Below are 24,348 nucleotides of genomic sequence, written 5' to 3' on the forward strand. Positions count from 1 at the left end.
GTTTGGTGTTTAATTTCGAACGGAGTATAATTGGCTCCGTGAGATAAATTGGGGGTCGAAAAGCAAAATGTTAATCATTTTTATTCTCGGATTTGTTCTGGCGCTGGCATTAGCACTGGTTCTAACGCCGCTCGTCAAAAAGTTTGCAATTCGAATCGGAGCCGTAGATGTTCCTAATGCCCGTAAAGTGCATACGAGAATCATGCCAAGGCTTGGCGGACTGGGGATTTATTTAGCATTTACGATTGCTTTTGTCGCTGTCCTTCCGTTTTTGCCATTTGATCTACCTGCACGCGATGCTAATTTTATGAAAGCATTTTTTACAGCCGGTTCAATCATCGTATTGATCGGTGTACTGGATGACCGTTTTGAATTATCAGCCCGTGTTAAATTGTTAGGTCAGATTATTGCTGCATGTACAGTAGTATTCGGATATGGAATTAAAGTCGATTTTGTAAATATTCCTTTTCAAGATTCATATTCTTCACTTGAGAACTGGATAGCTATTCCTTTAACCATCTTCTGGATCGTCGGTGTAACGAACGCAATTAACTTGATTGATGGTTTGGATGGGTTAGCAGCAGGTGTATCTGCTATTGCGATCGGTAGTATTTTTACAATGTCATTGATTATGGGTAACTACCCTGTAGCACTTTTATGTTTACTTCTTTTAGGAGCGATTGTTGGATTCCTTTACTTTAACTTTCATCCAGCCAAAATCTTTATGGGTGATACAGGATCATTGTTCCTCGGTTTCAGTCTTGCGATGTTATCGTTACTTGGATTTAAACAAATCGCGGTTGTTTCATTTATTACTCCTTTGATCATTATCGGTGTACCATTGTCTGATACCTTCTTCGCGATTATCCGTCGTTGGGTACATAAGAAGCCGATTTTTGCACCAGACAAAGGTCACTTGCACCATTGTCTACGCGAACTTGGGTTAAGCCATCGTCAGACGGTATTGCTGATTTATGGAATTGCTGCTTTCTTCGGTGTATTGGCGATTATTCAATCCTCGGCTGCGATTAATGAAGCGAACTGGGTTACATTCTTAGTCATTTGTGTAATGATGTTTGTTCTTCAAATTGGAGCAGAACTTATTGGATTGGTTGGCAAAACAAAACGTCCACTTCTTGGATTGATTGCTCGCTTACGTATCAAACCTGATCCAACACGTGGAAGTAAGCCTTAAATGAACATCAAGTAAGAAAAATAATATAAATTGTGAATTGGTTGTAGATTCTTTGATAGCAAAGGATCTCAGCGATATCGAAACCTCTCTTTCTATAGAAAGAGAGGTTTTTTTATGTGGATTTCTCTGAACTTATTAAAATATATCTGTAGGATGCCGATAAAAAGGGTAGACAGGTTATGCCCGCCATTAGTGAGTTGGAGCAGCGACCGAAATCAAAGGAGGAACATCATTTTGAAGAAAATACTATCGATGCTTATGGCGGTAGTTCTTATTGTAAGTAGTCTACCCCCAGGTTTAGGTGCGAAGTCAGCCGAAGCTGCGACAGGAAGCTTTTTTATTTTTCCGAATGAGCAATACGATATTGGAACACCAAAAATTGCTAACAGTGACAAACTTACCGTAACCGGTAGCTATAGTAATATCAATGCTAACTCGATCAGTTATGATGTAGAGCAAATTTCTAAAAATGGTGATGCAGTTACAGTAATCAAATCCAACAAAGGACTAACTGGAAATATCAATGCTAGTACTTCTGGTGGTTCAAGCTTAACTATTTCCGATATTCCTTTATATGCAGGTTTAAACCGTATTACGTTCAAAGCGACACAAGGTGTTGCTTCACAAGTAGCTGAATCTATTTATGTAGAATATCGTGATGGGCCAACGATCTATAATCTGAATGCTACATTGGATAACGATACAGTAGCATTAAAAGAAAATTCTTCTGTTGTGTTAACAGCTGCCAAAGGCGGAATCAACGACGGACAGCAAACAGCAAATATGTCTCTGAGTGGTTCTGCACCTAATGCTGCAAAAGTTACTGTTTTAGTAAATGGTGGTAATAGTAGAACTTCTCTTGTATCAAGTTCAAATAACTATCAATTTACAGTAGCTCCTATTGCTTTGAAACTGGGTAAAAATATTTTGACCATTCAAGCGATCAATGGAACACAAGTACTTGAAACAACACGTGAAGTTACATTTTATAATGGACTAACTACTTTCTATGATACGTATGCTCAAAGTGGAAGTCTTACATCTGCGGATCTTTCGACATTCCCGGATTTCACAGTTTCTGATAATAAATTTGCAGTTACAGGTAAAATTGTTGTTCCTTTGACTAACAACACGCGTCCTGCAAATTTTACAGACTATATTTCATACACGTTTAGTGGTACAGCTATACCAAGTACAGTAACTTCAGGTCAATATACAGGTACAGTAACACCAACTGTTATTGAAGATGAAAGTACGTCTGCGTATGTAACATTAGCGTATACTATTCCGCAAGATAATAGTCGTACGTTTGACTATGATAAAGGAATTAACTTATCTGTTTTGGCTAAAGGCGATTCAAGTAAAGGGCTTGGTTTGACTTTACGTAATAGTACAGCAGCATATATTTCTAAAGTAAACTATTTATCGGGGTATACAGCTAATACAAGTGATGCTTCTGCTAAAGCAATGATTGGAACTGCATTAGATGGAGCAAATATTTTCTCTTTACCAACAGCTCTAGAAGTATTGGTAGTCAATGGAGATGCTAATACAACAGTTAGTATTAGTAAAATCGTAGATAGTAATGGAAAATCAGCAACTGCAAGTGATGCATCTTATACACTGATTGATTCATCGCCTGTAAGTGGAAGTTCTGTTCCTACGCAAAGATTACTTTACAAACTTACCAAACTTCCAATCAGCGGAACACAAACATTAACTTTTAAAGCAACTAAAGGTGGAGTAGATACACCAGAAGTATCAGCAAAAGTAAATGTACTGTTTGGACCATATGCTAACTTCAATAAAGCATATGATGGTATGGTTATTCAGAATAGCCAGAACGTTGCAGGATCTGACGTACGAATCATTACAAATACGTTAGATGATTTTTCTGGTAAATTACAGAATGTAACGAATCAATCAGATATTCGTTATGCAGATGATGGAGCAAATAAACAAACAGTATTCTTCTATGTGAATAATACAATTATTCCGCTTGTTCCAGTAGATAGTAAAAACTCAAATGATACAAACTTTGAAATTCCTACTAGTTCTGTATCTAAAGCATACAATGCACTTTTCTCAGGAGAGAATACGGTCAAAATTGTATTCAAAACTAATCAAACTTCTTATGAGAATGCGATTAAAATTAATTTAGTTCCTACAGATGTACCTGTTATTCCTGTAGATACTACGCTAGGTGTTTTCCCGTTCAAATATTCAGGTGGTAGTGATGCTATTCCAACAGCTAAAGATGCAGATTTCACTATGAATGGAACAGCATATACAACTAAACAAAAACAGTTCAATATTTATGGTACATTTGATTTTGTAGATTTGGGTACTAATAAATCTAGTGTAGAAAGTGTACTTGCAGGTGATAAGTCACTTACAAAATCAAATTATATTCTAAAAGTTCAAAAATCTGACGGTACTACTGTCGGAACATGGACACTTGAAGATAAATTTACTTCAACTACCAATGATGCATTTAACACATCAGGTAAAGATAGTGGAATAAGTGTGTTTTATGATTACAGTAAACAATCTTTTGCTTTTATCATCAGAAACCAGACAGTTGCAGAAGATGGAAGCCCAATTGTATATAACTTTACTGTATACAATACCGGAACAGGCGGACCTAGCTCTTCTGCACGTATGGAAATCAGCAAACAAACTGATTCTTATCAAATTGTAAGACCATTAGAAGCAGAAAAATTAACAAACAGCAACTTTATTGATGTAGTGGTTAACTCTAAAAATGCAACTTCTGTTGTAATTAATAAAGAAACAGCTGTTAAAGCTCCTTACTTTACAGATCCTAATAGCACTACTAATCCGGAGTATCCAGATGCTTATCTTGTTACTGTTCGAGATTTGAAACCTAATAAAGATACCAAAATTCCTATCATTGTTACGATTAATGGCGAGCAAGTAAAAACCGATATTACTGTTAAATATGTACCTACAAATATTCCAGGTGCAGAATTTATGCAGGATATGAAAACTTCTGCTAAAGTATTTGAAGGCGATTTGAATTTGAAATTTGCATCTGGAACTAACCTTATCCGTCGTGATATTGGTACAAGTGCAGATGACAAATTGAAAAATGAAGTCTTTTCAGGACATAGCCTTCTATTTGGAATTGGTAACAGCCAAGATGGAGTTATCGATCGTTATAACTTTGAATCGATTCCAACCAATATGGATGCTAAATTTAAAGTAGGACAACAAATTTTCGTAAGTCAGTTTAATAATCACTTTGTGAAAAGTAGTCCTGTATATTGGATCGATCCAGGTTTAGCAGATGATATTACAACGACAGCTTATGATCCTACTAAGTTAGGGCAGAATCCTTACCAGGCTTCTAACTCTAAAATTCCAAGTTTCTATGAGCGTAATCCGCAAAACGAATTAGTTCCGTCGAAACGTGGAACATTAACATTGTCTTATTCGGATAATGTTGCTGAAGATGCTGGTAAAGCGATCACTGTATTCTTCTTTGACCGTTCACTTGGTAATAGTACAGGTCAGTGGGAAAATCTAGGTGGCGTAGTCAATGCGAAGAGTCATACTGTAACTGTACCGTTTGACCGGTTTGGTTATTATGTTGTTGCCAAATTAAGTTATTCTTATACAGATATTGTTCAACATGATTACGCAAGAGATTATATGGAAGCATTATTTGCCAAAGGTATTATGAAAGCTGTAGATCCAGATACTTCTTTTGGAGCGGATCAATATATTACTCGTGGTGAATTTACACGTGCTATTGTCAAAGCAAAACAAATGCCGTTTGATTACCAAGGTACCAAACACTTTATTGATGTAAGTAGTAGCGATAGTAATATTGCAGAAAATGCACTATATGATTATCGTTATATTGAAACAGCAGCTCGTGCAGGCTTTGTACGTGGTACTCAGCCACAAGTATTCAGTCCTGGGGATAGTATTAGCCGTCAGGATGCAGCTGTAATCATCGCCAAAGCACTCAATTTAAAAATGGACACAGACCAAACGAAGATTGATGCAGGTCTACAAAAAATCTTCAAAGATGCTACATCTGTAGATCGTTACGCTAGAGCAGCTGTATTAGCTGTAGCTAAAAAAGGCTTTATCAATGGTTCTGCTATCGATGGAGATTCTAAAAAAGGATTTAACTATTCTCCAACTGCAAAAATGCTGCGTTCGGATACAGCAGTTATTTTAGCAAAAGTAATGATCAGCGATAAAAAGCTTCCTAAAATGTAATTTTTTACTAGAGAGAGGGCTCTTATAGAGCTCTCTTTTTTTGTCTGCAAAAATAATTGTTATCAGAGTGGTTTAAATAGGTCAAAACATGTTTAGTAGTAATATAGTTATGAAAAAGTATTGTAGGCAAAACTGGCATATCTTCTCAAAGTGTAGTATGATAATCAAGGCTCTGTTTCGCGATATAATATATGTCGCAAAAAAAACAGAAAACTTTTTTTGAAAAACCGCAACTTTTTGAAGAAACCTGCGTCTACATATATGAACCCGATAAAACAAGGCAACATAATTGCTGACAGGTTATTAAATTGAGATTAACTTTTGGAATGTTTAGTCGATCTCAATGTGAAAAAATGTCTTTACGGCATCATTGACGCAATGTATAATAACTTCTGTGCACTGCGGTTTTTCGATTGACAAATATTCCGGTTACGATTTTCTGTGATTTTGTCACAGATATCATCATACAAAAAGGGATTTGCTTTAAACTCGGAGAGGGGGTGTAACGACTGATGAGTGACAAAATCCACAACAAACAAAAAAACAAAAAAAATGTTTATGATATTCAAGGAGGAGAACAAAAGTTTATGAAAAAGTCTACTAAAAAAGTATTAAACGTAGCAGCAAGCGCTGCTATGCTAGCAGGTATCGCTCCAGTAGCAGGTATCGTTGCTCCAACAGCAGCACATGCATCTGGTAGTTTTGATGTTTACAACGTACCAACATTCGGTACTGGATCTTCCGCTGTAACTGCTAACAATGGCGCAATCAGTGGTGGAGTAGCACTTGGTCGTGTTAAAGTTAACATTGATCAACGTAGCTTGAATGGTGGAAATAACACACTAACTTTTACACTACCACAAGGTTTTGAATTTTCAAGAACTGCTAACAACAATTTAGATCCTATTCGTAACGCAGATACTGGCGCTACTGTATCTGGTAACACATATTCAATCGTTTCTACTGGTGACGGAGCTGATCGTAATTCAATCGCAGTTAACGTAATCAGTACTAAATCTGCTCAAATTCAATTTAACGGTACTTCAAACCCTAACGATGATTTGGAAGTTTTGTTAAACCTTAAAAACATCGTTTCTACTGGTCCTAACAGTGGTGATGTTAACCTAACTTTCTCTGCTTCTACTGAAAGTGGTCTTCCAACTGGTAACGTAAAAGTTGCTACAGTAGTATCATCTGGTCAAGTAGCTCTTGAAGCAAATGATACAGAATCTAGCAGTGATAACTTTGGTTTCACTTTCAAATTAACTGAGTCTGTAGCTGGATCATTGAAATCTGGTAATGCAGTTAAATTGAAATTACCATCAGGATTTGAATGGGATTCTCGTGGAGAATTCACAAAATTATTCGGTGATGCTAACTTTGACGTTAATGATTTGTCTGTTACAGGATTTGGTTCAGACACTTTAACTGTTTCTGCTGCAAGTGATGCTGCTATTTCTTCTACTGCTGCTTCTTTCAACTTAGACTTGAATTTCCGCGTAGAAGATGAAGATAAAGCTAAAGAAGGCGACATTACAGCAACAGTTAGTGGTAACTCTTCTTCTAACGTTTCTAATCTAGTTGTTGGTTCTTATGGTCAATATGGTGGTGGCGTAACAGTTTCTTCTCCATCTACTGTAATTGCTGGCCAAGACGAGCAACAATTAGGTGATATCGTTGTTAAAGAATCTGTAGCTGGATCTTTCATTGAAAACCGTACAGTAACATTGCAATTACCTGAAGGTGCTCGTTGGCAGTCTGTTTATGAAGATGGCGAAGATGCAACTGGTACTACTGGTTCTATCGATACAGCTAACGGATTAAACCAACCAACTATCAACTATACTGGTACTGACGGACGCACAATGCGTTTGACTTTCCCAACTAAAAACACTTCTAACAATGCAGGTTCTATTACATTGAAAGATGTTGAAGTAGCAGTACAACCAGGATTTACTGGTGACTTGAATGTTGCTGTAGCTGGTAGCCAAGGATTGACTGGTACAGTTAAAGTAGCAACAGCTACTCCATCTGTAACTTTGTCTGCTTCTGATGCAACTTACAGTGCTGCAATCGGTTCTGATAGTGCAAACATCGGTAACTTGACACTTAAAGAAGGCGCAGCAGGCGCATTGACTGATGATGACAATGGTTTGGTAGAAGTTCTTCTTCCAGCTGGCGTAACTTTCGGTTCTGTACCTACTGTATCTGTAACTTCTGGTGACTTGACTATCCGTAACGTGTCTATCGACACTTACAACAACAGTGCAACTCAAGGCGTATTGCGTTTCTACGTAGACAGCGAAAGTACTACTGCTAGTACTATTGCTATCAACGGCGTAAACTTGCGCATTGACCGTACTGTACCACAAGGTAACATTGTTGCTAAAGTACAAGGTGATGGAGCTGCTAATACAGCGTACCATGGTGCTGACGATGTTACTCAAACTTGGAAAGATAGCTACCGTTATGCTGCTCAAGCAACTATCGCTACTATCGGAACACAAGCTCCAGGCGCTGAGTCTAACGCTGTAACAGCTATCTACACAATCGGAAGCACTTCTTACAAAGTAAACGGGGAAACTCGTACTGCTGAAGTTGCTCCTTATGTAGAAAATGGTCGCACTTACTTGCCAGTTCGTTACGTAGCTGAAGCATTGGGTGTAACTCCTGCAAACATCTTGTTTGACAAAGCAACTTCTATGGTTACTTTGATTAAAGGAGACCGCGTAGTTCAATTGAAACTTAAAACTAACCAATTGACTATCAACGGTTCTACAATCAACATGGATGTTAAAGCAGTAACTAAAGCTAACCGTACTGTATTGCCTATCGCTTGGGTTGGTAAAGCTCTTGACGCTACAGTAATGTACGATGCAGCTGCTAAAACTGTAACTGTAAACAGCAAGTAATATCTTCTGATATGAACACTGTCATATAGAAAGTATAACTACTTTCGCTTAGGTACCTCGGAGCGGGCAACTGCTCCGGGGTATTTTTGTTTTATACCTTTATTCTATACTTTGAGGAGGATGCTATATGAAAAAATATGCTACATGGTTAATGGCTACTGCTACTATTGGGATAGGTATCTGGGTAGGGAGTTCGTTTGTTACAATTAGTAGTGCTAGTAGTCAACTGGGTTCTGCTGATGATCCTGTAGTCACCAAAAGTTATGTGGATCAGCAAATACAAAAAGCATTAGGTGGAAGTTCTAGTAGTTCTGCAGGAAATACTAACAATAGCAATAGTGGTACTAAAAATAACACACCTACTACTTCCGTCACACCTCCTGTATCTACAGCTCCTACTCCTACAACAACTCCTTCAGCAACATCTTCTTCTACAATTACGGCAAAAGTGGTAGAAATTCGTCCAGGTAAAAAGTTAATTGCAGCAGCGGGCACCGAAGTGATTATACGTACAGGGAAAGCTGTGGTGTACAGTTCAGAAAAAAATGGGATTTTAGATTTGACTGCTGGAAGCGAAATGGGTGGATCACAAGCTATTCCTAATAATCATCTACTTTTATTTCCAAGAGATGGACGCGGGGTTGAAGTTGCTTTGACTCAAGGGTACAATGCTACAGTATTAGTAATTGGTGATTATAAAATTCAATAAGTTTGTATATTCAAAAAGGATGGTTCTGAATTGAACAAATAGAATGATTTTAATATAAGATTGTTGGAAAAAGGCAATTGAAAATCTGTAGTATTTGTATGAGATCTATTTTATTTACAATAGACTATCTAATCTTTTACGTATAAAAAATATACCTTACCATCTAGTGATTAGCGTTTGACACCTGGTATCAAATACGTTAATATGACTGTTGAGGCTTGTATAGCAACCTTTTCCTTATGGAAAGGGTTCATTTTTTGTGTAGGGACTTTGACTATATGTTTGAAGTTTGTTGCACATTGCTGACACCTTAATATCCATATGGGAGGTTGAAAACTCTTGTCTACTTTAAAGAGACATTTATTTACATCAGAGTCTGTAACAGAAGGACATCCAGATAAAATCTGTGACCAAATTTCTGATGCAGTACTGGATGCTTTTTTAGCTAATGATCCCAATGCTCGTGTAGCTTGTGAAGTAGCAGTGGCTACAGGTTTGGTGTTAGTTATCGGGGAAGTAAGCACAAATTCGGAGTATGTTGATATTCCATCTATCGTAAGAAATACAATCAAGGAAATTGGTTATACACGTGCCAAGTATGGCTTTGATTATAATACATGTGCTGTACTTACTTCATTAAATGAACAATCTGCTGATATTGCTCAAGGCGTTAACTCTGCTTTAGAAACTCGTGATACAGCATTAATGGAGAAAGAAACAGAAAATATTGGTGCAGGTGACCAAGGTTTGATGTTCGGGTTTGCTACTAACGAAACACCAGAATTGATGCCTTTGCCTATCGCATTGTCTCACCGTATCGCACGCCGTTTGGCTGAAGTACGTAAAGATGGTACGCTTAATTACTTGCGTCCTGATGGTAAAACACAAGTAACCGTAGAATATGAAGATGGTAAGCCTGTTCGTATTGATGCAATCGTTGTATCAACTCAACATGCTGAAGAAACAACATTAGAGCAAATCCAAGCAGATATCCGTGAACATGTTATTCTTCCGGTTGTTCCTGCTGAGTTGCTTGATGCGGATACTAAGTACTTTATTAACCCAACAGGCCGCTTCGTTATTGGTGGACCTCAAGGTGATGCTGGATTAACTGGACGTAAAATCATCGTAGATACATATGGCGGCTATGCACGTCATGGTGGCGGTGCATTCTCAGGAAAAGATCCAACTAAAGTAGACCGTTCTGCTGCTTATGCTGCTCGTTATGTAGCTAAAAACCTAGTTGCTGCTGGATTAGCAGATAAATGCGAAATCCAATTGGCTTATGCTATTGGTGTAGCTAACCCTGTATCGATCAGTGTAGATACGTATGGAACAGGTAAAGTAAGCGAAGAAAAAATGGTAGAATTGGTTCGTAACAATTTTGACTTGCGTCCTACTGGTATTATTCGCATGCTTGATCTTCGTCGTCCTTTGTATCGTCAAACAGCTGCATACGGACATTTCGGTCGTACAGATGTTGAATTGCCTTGGGAACAAACCGACAAAGCAGAATTATTAAAAACTCAAGCTGGACTATAATAGTTTTTACGATCTATAATTATAGTTTGATCAAAGAAGGTAACTCGATTTTTTTTCGGGAAGCCTTCTTTTTTATGCTCAAAACCAATACCATTACTCAGAACTGGAACTGGAACTGGAACTGGAACTGGAACTGGAACTGGAACTGGAACTGGAACTGGAACTGGAACTGGAACTGGAACTGGAACTGGAACTGGAACTTCAGTTCATTTTCAACCTGCAAATATGGTAGAAGATAATGTATTTGATCTACATTGATAGGATTGCAGAAAAAAATGATTGGTTTACCGTAACTTTTTGCTTCTATTGTAGTCTATATTCTTATGTGGTGTACTCTGCCAAATTGGCATCTATATCTAAATAACGTTATGATCATTAAAGTGGATATTATGATGATAGTTATAAAAAATCAATGTAATCAGAGAATTTTCAACGAATAGGAGCGTTTTAACATATGACAGGCAAAGCAAAAACGGCACGCAAATGGATTATTCTTACGATTGCAGGCTCGTTATGGATTCAACCGGTATTACAAATAGGTATTCCTCAGGCCACTTGGTTGCCTACGCATATTGCAAGTGCAGCTGAGACGACTCAATTGAACGAAAGCTACATAACTTCTGGAGCTAAGCTGTTAGAATATCGCTACAAAACAGCTCGTTCTGGAAAAACTGTTTCTATTTTAGCAGATGTTGTTAAAGTAGATTTGAAAAATCCGTATGTTAACTTGGATGTAATGACAGGGAAAGGTAATCAATTTACGACCAAGCAATCTGTTGAAGGAATGGCGCAAGAAACCAAAGCAGTAGCTGGCGTAAATGGAGATTACTTTAATACCGCTAGTGAAGGTGTACCGATGGGAGCTCAAGCTTCTGAAGGTGTGTTAATGTCTAGCCCTTCTGAATTAAAAGGAATGTATGCATTTGGTGTAACAAAAGACGGTACACCAATGATTGATCAATTTACATTCCAAGGTAAAGTGACCGCAGAAGATGGTTCTACTTTTGATCTAGCAGGAATCAACCAGGCTTCTTATATGACAGAACCGAATGGTACATTTAGCCATTCCAATACCATGTATATCTATACAGATGCTTGGAAAGCAATCGAGCGTCCAGCCAATAGTTCAACTACACCGACTGAAGTACTTGTACAAGGCGGAGTGATCACGCAAATATCGGTGAATGCAACGATTCAAAAGGTAGTACCTAAAGGGGCTTATATTTTGCGTACTCATGGCAAAGCAGCTCAATTTGTACAACAACATATGAAAGTTGGACAAAAAGTAACGACTGATTATAGTTTACAAGCTAAATCGACAGGGAAATCTATTGATCCGACGACTTTACAGATGATGATTGGTGGTCATACGATTCTAGTAGATCAAGGAAAACCAAGTTCATTTTCTCGTAGCACTACAGCGATCGGTGGTAATCGTGCGCGTACAGCTGTAGGTTATTCACAAGATGGACGATATGCTTATATTGTTACTATACAAGACAACGATAATAGTGCAGGTATGTCTTTGTATGAATTACAATCATTTATGGCTTCTATAGGTGTGTGGAAAGGTATTAATCTAGATGGTGGAGGTTCTACTACTCTAGTTACACGTCCTTTAGGGAAAACACAAGCTAGTCTAACGTTCCCAACTGAATATGGCGGTAATACTCAACGTAGCGTTGTAAACGGGCTAGGAGTGTATACTACAGCCCCACAAGGCAAAGTACAAGGATTCAGTATTAGCGGACCCAAACAATTACTAATTGGTCAGACAGCGAAATACGAAGCAAATGGATATGATACTTACTATAATCCAATCAGTACAGCAGGAATTAATCCCTCTTGGAAAGCTGGAAGTAGTAATATCAAATGGACAGGCAGCGAATTTAAAGCGACTAAAAATGGTACAGCCAAAATTATTGCTTCTAGTGGCGGAGTCAGTACCAGTATGAATGTAAATGTTGTCGGTGCAGAAGCTATTCAAAATCTAACGACAGCTAGCTCTACAGCTACTTTACAAGCAGGTACTACAATTGCTGTGCCAGTAACCGCTACGTTAAAAGATGGCTCAAGCTTAACCATTTCTCCAGAAACGTTAAAATGGGAATTGGTTGGATTTAAAGGTAGCGTAAAAGACGGACAATTGAACATTTCTTCTGTAAATAGTGGTACTACGGTGGGATACGCTATTGCACGATATGATGGATTTAGTACAATGATGGTATTAACTACTGGCGGCGGAGCAACCAGTACATGGGAAGATTTTGAAAATGTGAATTATGGCATCAGTTTCTTAGGAAACCCTAGTACAGTAAAAGGAACCGCTCAAGTGACACAAGGAACAGGCGATCATGCTAATTCTAAAGTGTTGCAATTAACGTATGATATGACAGCAGGCACAAGTAAAAAATATGCTTATGCTCAGTTTGGCGGTACTTCTGGTAAAGCACTCACACCTGGAACAACAGGCGTAACAGTAGATGTGTATGGAGATAAGAGTTATAACTGGTTACGTGGTGAAGTAACAGATGCTAGCGGTAAAACGGTCTATATTGATTTTGCGAAAAGTATCAATTGGAGTGGTTGGAAAACATTAAATATTGATCTTTCTGGTTCAGGCATCGCTTATCCGGCTAAATTAAAACGTGTATATGTTGTTAATGTAGCTGAAGGACAAGACGAACGTGCAGCTACAGGTATGATCGCTATGGACAATATCCGTCTAACTGGAGCGGCTCAAGCAGCAACATATACTATGCCAAAAGGTACATTATCGATGACAGTGGGTAAAAAGACTTCAACACTAGATGGTAAATCACAATCTATTGATGTTTCTCCAATGCTCAAAAATAATGCAACTTATGTACCGGTTAAATATATAATGGATGCTTTTGGTGGACAAGCGACTTGGAATGCTAGTAGTCAGCGCGTGACCATTTTACGTGCAGGACAATTACTGGATTTGACTGTAAATAATAAAGCTTATGTATCGAATGGTAAGCTTCAAAACTCTACAGTAGCACCTTTAGTCGTATCAGGAAGGACTTTAGTCCCTTTAAGATTGGTGTCAGAACAGCTTGGTTTGACTGTAAAATGGGATCAGAAAACCAAGACGGTTAGCATCCAATCGTGATAAGTTATGATATGATAATACATGCATCATATAATTGACTTACAGAAATGGAGAAGATCGAGTGGAGTTCCACGCTGATGCAATAGATCACGTCATTAAGAATGCAACAAGTGTTATGGAAAATAGTAAATATCAAATCTTCGAGATTTTGGATACTTCGCGGAGTGAATTGCTCTCGCTAAATACAGAACTTGAATTGGTACTTCGTGAAACGACAGATACGATTGAAAAGGTAGACCAACTTGAAGTCAGCTATCGTAGTTCACGGATTCGACTGACAGAAGTCAGCCGGGACTTTGTACGGTATAATGAGGAAGACATTAAGCAAGCGTATGAACGTGCAACACAACTGCAATTGGATTTGATGATTTATCGTGAGAAAGAAATGTATTTAAAAGCAAGACGAGATGATTTGCAAAAACGAGTTAAAAATGTAGAAAGTTCTATCGAGCGAGCTGAGACCATCGGCTCGCAGATGGGAGTGGTATTAGAATACCTATCCGGCGAACTTAATCAAGTCACTCGTATTTTGGAATCTGCCAAAAACCGTCAATTGATCGGGCTAAAAATCATTCTCGCACAAGAAGAGGAACGTAAGCGAATTTCCCGGGAAATTCACGATGGTCCTGCTCAATTGCTCGCAAATCTAGTTCTTCGGACCGAAATTGTAGAAAGAATGATTACAAAGCAGGAATATAAGATGGTCCAGGACGAAATAGTAGATTTGAAGGGACAAGTGCGCTCTAGCCTAGAAGAAATGCGGAAAGTTATTTTTAATCTAAGACCGATGGCCCTCGACGATTTGGGTCTCATTCCAACTTTAAGGAAATATGTGCAAGATTTTGAGAATAAAACTCGAATCCGCACGATTTTCGAAACAAGAGGCAAGGAATATCGACTCACTTCTGCTATGGAAGCTGCGATTTACCGACTAGTTCAAGAAGCACTCACTAACGCGTCTAAACATGCTTATCCTACTTATGTAACGGTTATCATTACTTTTCAGTCACAAATGGTTAAGTTGATTGTTGAGGATAACGGACGCGGTTTTAAGTTGGATATGATAGAGCAAAAGACCAAAGATCATACTCATTTTGGATTGATCGGCATGCGGGAACGAGTAGAATTGCTTGAAGGAAGAATGGAAATCGAATCTGCCGAAAATCAGGGTACGAAAATCGTAATCCATATTCCGACGAACGTGGAAAAGTGAAAGGAGTAACAGAATGGAAAACCATGATTACGGCACTAAAAAAATTAAGATACTCTTAGCCGACGATCATCAGCTTTTTCGTGAAGGTCTAAAGCGTATTCTGAATATGGAGGATGACCTTGAGGTTATTGGTGAATGTGGAGACGGAATTCAAGTTTTAGAATTCTGTAATCACAATCCTCCAGAAGTTGTATTAATGGATATTAATATGCCGATCGAAAATGGAGTAGTAGCTACTGAAAAATTACGTGAGCTATTCCCTGATATTAAAGTGATCATTCTGTCTATTCATGATGATGAGAGCTATGTATTTGAAACGTTACGTAAAGGCGCTTCAGGATATCTTTTAAAAGATATGGAAGCTGAGTCTTTAGTAAATGCTATTCGTTCTGTTATGGAGGGACATGCTTATATCCATCCTAAAGTAACAGGTAAACTAATCCAACAACTTCGTCGTATGACGTATACCAATGAATCCGGTGTATTAACAGACAATAATAGTTCTGGTGATACAGGTGTGAAATTTGTAGCAGGCGATGATAATCCTCTTACACGTCGTGAAGCAGAAGTATTGCGTCTGATGGCAGAAGGTAAGAGTAATAAAATGATTGGTGAATATTTATTTATCAGTGAAAAAACTGTAAAAAATCATGTAAGTAGTATTTTGCAAAAAATGGAAGTTGATGACCGTACACAAGCAGTAATCAACGCTATCAAACATGGTTGGGTTACACTTTAATTCTAATAAATAACACACGTAAAAGTGAAGCACACTTTTCCTAGAGATAGGGAAGGTGTGCTTTTTTGCTATTTTAAGAATAGAAAGGAGAATAATATACATGCAAATTGCATTGTACGCTATTAAGCAAAAAGACGAGTGGTCTTTTGAAATATCACTGGATCTTCGTATTGATCTCATATGGTGGACTTCAGATAAGCGACATACAGAAACCATCCAACAAATGATATATATTTCATCGACTATTCCTTTAGGATGGGCTTTGCAGTGCAAGCAATATTTAAAATTCGATAGTAGTGCAGATCATTGGGATCAATATCAATGGAAACAACATATAGAGCAATGGTTATTCAATCATATTCAAAATTATAATCAGCATGACAATCAGCGTAGAAATATTCATTCTTTTATAGTGGCGGATCAAATAAAAATATTGTGGGATGATACTGTGAACACAATAAAAGATATACCTTTTTTAGTATCTACTATACAACACATGCAAGATCAGCCAGATGAATACATAGATCATTCGGGATTACCTGTTTGGAAACGAAAAGTAATGTTAAGCGCAATAGAACTCACTCACATGATGCAAGGTCGTTCTCTTTTAGAAACAGAATACATGATGATGATTACAGATCAACAAATAAATCTTCTAACTCATTGGAAAACATATACACAGCTAGCGTATTTAACACAATCATTGCGACTTCACTCAGCTGTATATAAAGATTCTGCTTCAAGTTATCATTGTCGTCGTTGTGGAAGCCAGAGGATGAACGCCACGCCGTGTGCTAGTTGTGGCAGTTCTGCATGTGCTTATTGTGAGACCTGTCTTAATCTGGGTAGAAGTCGTGAATGTACACTAATGATTCAATCTGTATATATAGCGCCATTACATCTAAATTCTGTTTCTTCTATAGATACTGATTATAAAGAAGAAAATATTCAGATGAGATGGAGACTTAGTGATGCACAGACTGAAGCCACTACCAGTGCATTATATTTTTTAAAAAATAAAAAACAAGATTCGAACAAAATGATATTTTCAAATAACAATTTCTTCTATCTCTTTTTTCTATCTAAATTAAAAAATAAAAAGGGTATTCCTAGTCCTTCCTATTTTACACATAAACGTTTCCTACTTTGGGCAGTAACAGGAGCAGGTAAAACAGAAATGACCTTTCCGCTAATCGATCATGTATTACAAAATAAGGGGAAAGTATTAGTAGCTACACCAAGAAGAGATGTAGTGCTTGAATTAGCTCCTCGTATGGCCAAAGCTTTTCCAGCAACAACGATCTCTGTATTGTACGGAGGAAGTGAAGATCGCTGGCGAAGCGCAGATTTGACGATAGCCACTACACATCAACTATTAAGATTTTCGCAAGCATTTGATCTGGTTATTTTGGATGAACTGGATGCGTTCCCTTTTCACAATGATCCCATGTTAGCATATGCCGCTAATGCTTGCTGTAAATATGATGGAGCTTTTGTATATTTATCTGCGACCCCACCTGTGCAATTACAAAAAGAAATCAAACAAGGAATACTTGCGCATGCTAAAGTACCGGCTCGTTTTCATGGACATCCTTTACCAGTACCAAAGTATATTCATATACCAACAGTGACTCATATGCTTAACAGAAAGCAGCTATCTCATACTTTGTTAAAATATTTACGTTATTCGGTAACACGTCAGGCACAGGTTTTTATATTTGTTTCTCGGATAGCATTAATCGAATCGCTAGTATTATTACTGCGATCTTATTTCCCACAGCTTTCAATTGAAGGAACTTCTTCTCAAGATCATGAACGAGCGGACAAAGTCCTTCTTTTTCGAGAGCAACAGATACGAATATTAGTCACAACTACTATTTTAGAACGCGGAGTCACGATTCCTTATAGTGATGTCTATATTTTGGATGCTGATAGTGGATTATTTGATGCGTCTTCTCTCGTACAAATGGCAGGACGAGCAGGGAGATCCAAAGAAGATCCTAAAGGAAATGTGATTTTTGGCGCTAAGCAATGGACAATCGAGCAGAAAAAAGCAGTATCACAAATCAAGCTTATGAATCGAATCGCTAGACGTAAAGGTTATCTACATGCATCCAAATCATCCATACTAGGAAAGGGATTATAGATTATGTTAAACAAAAACTTATGGAATACATGGTTGTCTTATCTATCTCCACACTATGATGCCTGTATGTCTTGCGGTAAAAAGGCAGCATTAATGAAAAGATATCCTGGAATTTGCGAGCTTTGTGCACGGCGCATTCCCTGGATTACTCAGATTACCTGTAAAGTATGTGGACGAGAGAGCTATTGTCCTGATTGCCAGCGTAAATCAGCAGCACAACGTTACTTTATGTTCAATCGTAGTGCCGTTTCGTATAACGATACGATGAGGACATGGTTAGCCGATTATAAATACAAGGGACAAGAACGGTATGCTTCTCTATTAGGACAAATAGTAATAGAAGCGTATCAGAGGATGAAGCAAGAGATGACAGAATTTTATCGAAAAGCGTGGACTATCGATGTGGTTACATTTGTACCTGTAAGTGGATCACGATTAATACAGAGAGGTTTTGATCAAGCAGCAGTTCTAGCAAGTCAGTTAGCTACATATGAACGCTTACCTTATAAATCTTTGTTAGTTAGACAACGAGATACAATCAAGCAAAGCTCGCAAGGACGACAAGCACGTATTATGAATATGAAAGAAGTATTTGGTTATGCTTTGGATACGCCACAATGGTTAACTACTTATCGATCGCATAGCCTAAATATACTACTCGTAGATGATATCTATACAACAGGAAGTACTATTAATAATTGTGCAAAAGCGTTAATCGAAGCTGGGCAGCTTCATGGTATCGATATACATGTATTTAGCTTAACATGGGCTCGTTCTTGAAAAGCATGTACGATATCGTATTCATTTTGTATACTCTAGTCTATTTGATGAAAATTTAAAAGAATGTATGAAATAAATCGTTAATTTAAGCTTTATTATTAATAAATAAGGACCTATTGTACGATATAATATAAATAAGAGCATAAATGATAAAGATGTAGTGCAATGATTAGGAGGCGGTACGGGATGAACTTAGCTAATTGTCCCCGTTGTGGTAAATTACATGTTATAAATCTCAGAGGAATCTGTGGTAATTGTATAAAAGAAATTGAATTCCAATATGAAGATTGTATCAAGTACTTACGTGAACATAAAGGAACAACAATTACAGAATTATCCGAAGCAGTGGAAGTACCTGTGAAGCAAATCACACAGTTCATCAGAGAAGGACGCATTTCAATCGCTAATGCACCTAATATGTCTTATGCTTGTGAAGTGTGTGGTAATCCTATTCGAGATAGTAATATGTGTGATTCTTGCCGGGCACGTCTTAATAAAGACATTCAACATGCTTATGAAGATGATCAAGCAGCCAAAAAAGAAGAAGCACAAAAAACCCAAGGGACCTATCGGGCAGTCGACAAATTCCGAAATATGTAAGAGGTTTTCCATATACAAGTCAAATAACGACAATATTTGGTGCTATATGAGTGGTTTCAATTGCGTACGTATGCAGGATTAGGACTTAAGCAATGACAAATGTCGTTTTATAATTAACCACTTTATAACTATAAAAATTATCTCGAAAATGTCCGATAATCTTAGTAAATACTAAATCGGTTGTCTATATGATATCAGGAAAACAACCTTTTGCTTATCACCCAAGCTTCCTGATATCAAAAAAGAACGTCCTATCCTGAATAGGAAGTTCTTCTCAACTAAAATTACTAAGGAGCGTGTCAACCATGAAAATTAACGAAACTAACCGCGTAAGCGCAATTAACCCATACCAAAGAGCAGCAGAGGCAAAAGCAGTAACTAATGATAAAAAAGCAAATCGTAAAGATGAAGTGTCAATCTCGCCGGAGGCAATGGAAATGTTACAAGCAAATAGCACTCAAGCTTCTGCTAATGCAGAACGTGCTCAAAAAATTCAAAGTCTGAAAGAACAAGTATCTTCGGGTACGTACAATGTGGATGCAGGCGCACTTGCAGATAAGTTGTTGCCTTTCCTAAAAGGAACGGGGAATTAATCAATGTCATTAAATAGACTTGTCAGCGTTTTGGATCAATTGGATCTATATCATAACCAAATGCTTGATCTAGGCCAAGCCAAAAAGACAAGTATTATAAATAATGATATCGATACACTAATTCGTATACTGAATCAAGAATCTAAATTAATCAAATCGATAGAACAAGCCGATGAAGAACGTATACAAGCTTCATATTCATTTTTAAACGAACGCGGAATTAAATCTCAACTTAACTTAACTGTAAGTGAATTAGCTCGTTTGATTTTTGATATTGAAGAAAAGCAAACTTTATTGGACACACAATCACGTTTGAAATCAACATTAGATCAATTAAAGCAGGTTAATATTTTAAATCAACAATTACTTGAACAGTCTTTAGAATTTATTGAGTTCTCATTGGATCTTATGCTTGATAAACCTAATCAAGATATAACTTATCAGCATCCAGCAGCGCAGAGTTATGGAATGAGACAAAAAGGACTTTTTGATAGACGTGGATAAGTATTAGGAGGTTAATCAATGACATCTACATTTCACTCGATTGAGACAGCAAAACGAAGTATTATTACTCAGTCTACTGCATTAAATACAACAGGAAATAATATAGCGAATGCTAATACAGAAGGGTATTCTCGCCAAGTTGTTAAAATGTCAGCTACTCGCCCTATTGAAGCACCGGGATTCTCTCATTCAACATCAGCTGGTCAAATTGGTACAGGTGTAGAAGCTACTCAAGTTACTCGAGTGAGAGAATTATTTCTAGATAGTCAATATCGTCAAGAAAATGCTATCAAAGGAAGTTGGAATACACGTGCGGATTCTTTGAGTAAGTTAGAACAGATCTTTCAAGAACCTTCTGAAACAGGATTTAGCGCAGTACTAAAAAACTTCTGGGATTCGTGGTCTGATCTTAGTAAAGACCCAGAGAGTCTGACTGCGCGTAGCGTAGTAAAAGAAAATGCTCTAGCACTTACAGATTCAATGAATCAAATCAACAAACAATTGACTGACTTCTCAGCCGATCTTACTACTAACATCGCTACAAAAGCCTCTGAAATTCAAGGATATACCAACTCTATTGCAACTCTTAATCAATCCATTGTAAAAGTAGAAGCATTGGGCGATGATGCGAATGATCTGCGTGATCAACGTGATCTTTTTGTTGATAAATTATCCGCTATTGTAAATGTAAATGTAACAGAAGATGCACAAGGCTATAACGTTAGCATTGGCGGACAAGCATTAGTAGCAGGGTATACTGCGACTACAGTAGATTCGGCTTTTTTGAATACTGCTTATCAAGGTGGAACTTTAACTGGCGGTGAAGTACATGGAATGATAGCATCTCGTGATTCGTATGTAGCCAGTTACAAGAATCAGTTAGATCAATTAGCGAATACGATTGCTAACGGTGATGTGACAGTTACTCTTCCTAAAGGATCAGTAATTCCTGAAGGTACGGTATTAAATGGAGTACCTTATACAGGAACTACAGAGTCTCGTACGTTAAAGGAAGATACTTCAACTGTTGTAAAAGGAATTAATGGTTTGCAACAATTAGGATATTCTTTAGATACTGATGCTACAGGCGCGGCTAAGACAGGTGTACCTTTCTTCGTTTCTTCTGACGGTGGAGCTATTACTGCTGGCAATTTCACACTTAACCCTGATATTCAAAATAATGTAAATGCTATTGCTACATCTATGCGTGTATCTGGCACACCTGCTACAGTGATTAAAGGAAATAATAGTATGGCATTAATTATTTCTGAATTAAGTGGTAAAAAATTCAGTTCTGCAGATGGTTCTCAATCTTCAACAATTAACTCTTTTTATAGTACAATGATTGGTCAAATTGGTATACAAGCTCAGGAAGCTAATCGTCAAACAGACAATGCAACATCTATTGTGACTCAGATCGATAGCCGTAGACAATCTGTAAGTGGAGTATCTGTTGATGAAGAAATGAGTGATTTGCTTAAATTTCAACATGCTTATACTGCTGCTGCTCGCTTTATGACTACTTATGATGAGCTTCTTGATAAATTGATTAATTCTACAGGTGTAGTTGGAAGATAATAAGAAAGTAAGGAGATTCTGCTAATGCTTAGAGTAACAAATAATATGAAAAGTAACCAGTTGCTGCTAAACTTGAATCGCAATGCACGTCAAATGCAGAATACGCAAGAACAGATGTCTACAGGAATGAAAATTAATCGTCCTTCAGATGATCCTGTAGGAATGACTTACTCTTTGCGTTATCGTGCCGATGTTGCAGCTAATCAGCAATATCAAAAAAATGTAGATAGTTCAATCTCATGGTTAGAATACAATGATACTACTTTAACTCAAACGAATGATGTTCTACAAAAATTAAGAGAATTGACTGTACAAGCAGCAACAGGTACTAATCCTCAATCTGCTTTAGATAGTATTAATAGCGAAATCTCTCAACTTAAAGAACAGTTTATCGATATTGCCAATAGTCAGTTAAATGGAAAATACATTTTTAATGGGCAGAATTATGATCAAAAACCTTATGAATTTTCCACTGGTGCAGATGGAACCCATGACATTACCAATGGAGCAAATGTGCAAACAGATACAGGATCGATTAATTATATGATAGGTGATAATGTGAAATTGCCTATTAATGTTACAGGTAATCAGGTATTTGGTACATCTACAGAAACGGATAATATTTTTACTTTATTGAATAATGTTTCTGCTGCTTTGAAAAATGGTGATGTTAAAGAGCTATCGAATCAATTAGCTAATATTGATACCAGAGTAGAAAAAGTACTTACTGCTCAATCCGAAGTAGGTGCCAAAACTAATCGAGTTGAATTAATGCAATCCAGATTAGGCGATATGGAAGTTAATTTGACAGCCCTTCAATCTAAAGTAGAGGATTCTAATTACGCTGAGTTATTAGTTAAATCTCAAATTCAAGAAAATATTTATACGGCTTCTCTTTCTGCAGGAGCTAAAATTATTTCTACATCATTAGTAGACTTTTTAAGATAAGTATATCAATGAAGAATAAGGGGGCGAAACTATGAGCTCCATACCTATAGTACAGATTCGACAAACACCAGGTAAAATTGGAATTGAGACTACACAAGGTTCATTTTCTATAAAACAACCTAAAGCTGATCTTGAAATTACTACAACTCCAGCTGAATTAGAGATTCACCAAGCAAAAACCGAACTTACAGTTGATCAAAGCAGGGCTTTTGCTGCTTACACCGGTGGTAGTCATCTTGAGATGAGCAAACGTTTATATTCTAATATTCAACAAGTTTTTCTTCAAGGACTCTCAAAGCGAGTGGAAATGGGAGAACGAATGCGAGAATTTTATAAACCCGGTAATAGTTTAGGGGATATTATGCGCTCTCGATCTTTAGACAAGCCTCCGTTTATAGAATATAGAGGTCCAGCTTCGTCTGCTAATGTAGATATTAATATTAGTTTTACTCCTGCGACCTTAGATGTACGATTGGGTGGAGTTGACATACAAACAAGAATCAATGCACCAGAGATCGAATATAATAAAGGCAACGTCAATATTTATATGCAACAGTATCCATCCGTTCAATTTACACCGCCAGCGCCGCCAACGGTGGATACTACTATGTAAAGTCGTTTATAGCGGTATTCGCTATTTGCGGCTTTTTGGGTTATATTAACAATAAAATGATGGCTATGTAAGCTGGAAAAGGGGAAAATAAAGTGATCTTAAAAACAACGTCCTGGGGAGATATTACTATTGCAGATGAACAAATCTATCAATTTACTAAAGGACTTCCAGGTTTTGAAGAAGAAAAGTCCTTTGCTTGGATTGATGTAGAAAATAGTCCATTTAGTTATCTTCAATCTTTACAAGAACCTTCTTTATCTTTTTTACTAGTTGATCCCTTTGTTGTTTATCCAGATTATGAATTTGAAATTGAAGATCAGGAATATCCTGAATTGGTTTCTGATAAAAGTTTGCGTATTGCTTGCATGGTAACATTACATGATCAAATGGAGAAGTCAACTTTGAATTTATTGGCTCCTATTGTATGCAATGCAGAGACTTCCAAAGCAGAACAAATAATATTGCATCAATCATCCTATCATACTAAGCATCTTCTACAACCATCAGATCAGAAAGAAGGTGCTTAATATGTTGGTTTTGGGACGAAAAAAAGGTGAAAAAATTATTATTCAGAATGATATTGAAGTTACTGTACTGAGCGTAGATGGTGACACAGTAAAGTTAGGTATCTCAGCCCCAGCTCATATCGATATTTATCGTGAAGAAATTTATGTAGCTATTCAAGAATCTAATCAAGCTTCTGCTACACCGCAAGTAGAACAGGTTAACGCACTAGTAAATCTTTTTAATCAAAATAAAAATAAATCTTAAAAAGCTATTCATAAATCATAAATACTGCCGATATATATATTAGCGGCCAAGAAGAACGTGATCGCGATCAACTTGACAGCAAACCAACTCAATAAGGGATCACACGGATGTGGTC

Annotated in this window: 19 protein-coding genes; all 19 read left to right on the forward strand. The window is 37.3% G+C overall.

Going from position 1 to position 24,348, the window contains the following annotated elements:
• The first annotated feature begins 67 nt into the window (after positions 1-67).
• The 19 genes from PQ460_RS03050 (at position 68) to csrA (ending at position 24,233) form a co-directional block, all read left to right on the forward strand.
• On the forward strand, positions 68-1,195 hold the full coding sequence (locus PQ460_RS03050; protein WP_204826292.1) for an MraY family glycosyltransferase: 1,128 nt from the start codon (positions 68-70) through the stop codon (positions 1,193-1,195).
• Between the two features lie 234 nt (positions 1,196-1,429).
• Positions 1,430-5,449 carry an S-layer homology domain-containing protein gene (locus tag PQ460_RS03055; RefSeq protein ID WP_274171749.1) on the forward strand — a complete coding sequence of 1,340 codons (4,020 nt, stop codon included), beginning with the start codon at positions 1,430-1,432 and terminating at the stop codon, positions 5,447-5,449.
• Between the two features lie 512 nt (positions 5,450-5,961).
• Positions 5,962-8,361, forward strand: a complete 2,400-nt coding sequence (locus PQ460_RS03060) for a copper amine oxidase N-terminal domain-containing protein (RefSeq protein ID WP_274171750.1) — start codon at positions 5,962-5,964, stop codon at positions 8,359-8,361.
• Positions 8,362-8,488: 127 nt separating this feature from the next.
• On the forward strand, positions 8,489-9,070 hold the full coding sequence (locus PQ460_RS03065) for a hypothetical protein (protein WP_274171751.1): 582 nt from the start codon (positions 8,489-8,491) through the stop codon (positions 9,068-9,070).
• Positions 9,071-9,409: 339 nt separating this feature from the next.
• Positions 9,410-10,612 carry a methionine adenosyltransferase gene (metK, locus tag PQ460_RS03070; protein ID WP_273613765.1) on the forward strand — a complete coding sequence of 401 codons (1,203 nt, stop codon included), beginning with the start codon at positions 9,410-9,412 and terminating at the stop codon, positions 10,610-10,612.
• A gap of 74 nt (positions 10,613-10,686) precedes the next feature.
• The gene (locus tag PQ460_RS03075) at positions 10,687-10,851 is read left to right on the forward strand and encodes a hypothetical protein (RefSeq protein ID WP_274171752.1); all 165 of its coding nucleotides are present in this window, start codon (positions 10,687-10,689) and stop codon (positions 10,849-10,851) included.
• 215 nt (positions 10,852-11,066) lie between these two features.
• Positions 11,067-13,748: a stalk domain-containing protein gene (locus tag PQ460_RS03080; protein WP_274171753.1), complete on the forward strand. Its 2,682-nt coding sequence runs from the start codon at positions 11,067-11,069 to the stop codon at positions 13,746-13,748.
• Between the two features lie 61 nt (positions 13,749-13,809).
• The gene (locus PQ460_RS03085; protein WP_273613763.1) at positions 13,810-14,961 is read left to right on the forward strand and encodes a sensor histidine kinase; all 1,152 of its coding nucleotides are present in this window, start codon (positions 13,810-13,812) and stop codon (positions 14,959-14,961) included.
• Between the two features lie 13 nt (positions 14,962-14,974).
• Complete coding sequence (locus tag PQ460_RS03090; protein ID WP_069328654.1) at positions 14,975-15,700, forward strand: response regulator; 726 nt, start codon at positions 14,975-14,977, stop codon at positions 15,698-15,700.
• Between the two features lie 100 nt (positions 15,701-15,800).
• The gene (locus PQ460_RS03095) at positions 15,801-17,846 is read left to right on the forward strand and encodes an ATP-dependent helicase ComFA (protein WP_274171754.1); all 2,046 of its coding nucleotides are present in this window, start codon (positions 15,801-15,803) and stop codon (positions 17,844-17,846) included.
• 3 nt (positions 17,847-17,849) lie between these two features.
• Positions 17,850-18,626, forward strand: a complete 777-nt coding sequence (locus PQ460_RS03100) for a ComFC family protein (RefSeq protein WP_274171755.1) — start codon at positions 17,850-17,852, stop codon at positions 18,624-18,626.
• Between the two features lie 186 nt (positions 18,627-18,812).
• The gene (locus PQ460_RS03105; RefSeq protein ID WP_274171756.1) at positions 18,813-19,226 is read left to right on the forward strand and encodes a TIGR03826 family flagellar region protein; all 414 of its coding nucleotides are present in this window, start codon (positions 18,813-18,815) and stop codon (positions 19,224-19,226) included.
• A gap of 305 nt (positions 19,227-19,531) precedes the next feature.
• Complete coding sequence (flgM, locus tag PQ460_RS03110) at positions 19,532-19,819, forward strand: flagellar biosynthesis anti-sigma factor FlgM (protein ID WP_274171757.1); 288 nt, start codon at positions 19,532-19,534, stop codon at positions 19,817-19,819.
• A 3-nt stretch (positions 19,820-19,822) separates the two neighbouring features.
• Entirely contained in the window at positions 19,823-20,323 is a 501-nt protein-coding gene (locus tag PQ460_RS03115; RefSeq protein WP_274171758.1) for a flagellar protein FlgN, read from the forward strand.
• A gap of 18 nt (positions 20,324-20,341) precedes the next feature.
• Positions 20,342-21,901 carry a flagellar hook-associated protein FlgK gene (gene flgK / locus PQ460_RS03120; protein ID WP_274171759.1) on the forward strand — a complete coding sequence of 520 codons (1,560 nt, stop codon included), beginning with the start codon at positions 20,342-20,344 and terminating at the stop codon, positions 21,899-21,901.
• Between the two features lie 24 nt (positions 21,902-21,925).
• Positions 21,926-22,849 carry a flagellar hook-associated protein FlgL gene (gene flgL / locus PQ460_RS03125; protein WP_274171760.1) on the forward strand — a complete coding sequence of 308 codons (924 nt, stop codon included), beginning with the start codon at positions 21,926-21,928 and terminating at the stop codon, positions 22,847-22,849.
• Positions 22,850-22,880: 31 nt separating this feature from the next.
• Positions 22,881-23,462, forward strand: a complete 582-nt coding sequence (locus tag PQ460_RS03130; RefSeq protein WP_274171761.1) for a DUF6470 family protein — start codon at positions 22,881-22,883, stop codon at positions 23,460-23,462.
• Positions 23,463-23,554: 92 nt separating this feature from the next.
• Positions 23,555-23,989 (forward strand): flagellar assembly protein FliW, encoded by a 435-nt coding sequence (locus PQ460_RS03135; RefSeq protein WP_274171762.1) that lies wholly within the window; start codon positions 23,555-23,557, stop codon positions 23,987-23,989.
• Between the two features lies 1 nt (position 23,990).
• Positions 23,991-24,233, forward strand: a complete 243-nt coding sequence (gene csrA / locus PQ460_RS03140) for a carbon storage regulator CsrA (RefSeq protein ID WP_274171763.1) — start codon at positions 23,991-23,993, stop codon at positions 24,231-24,233.
• The last annotated feature ends 115 nt before the right edge of the window (positions 24,234-24,348 follow it).

Origin of the sequence: Paenibacillus sp. KACC 21273 (genome assembly GCF_028736095.1) — a bacterium.
Taxonomy (GTDB): Bacteria; Bacillota; Bacilli; order Paenibacillales; family Paenibacillaceae; genus Saccharibacillus; species Saccharibacillus kyungheensis.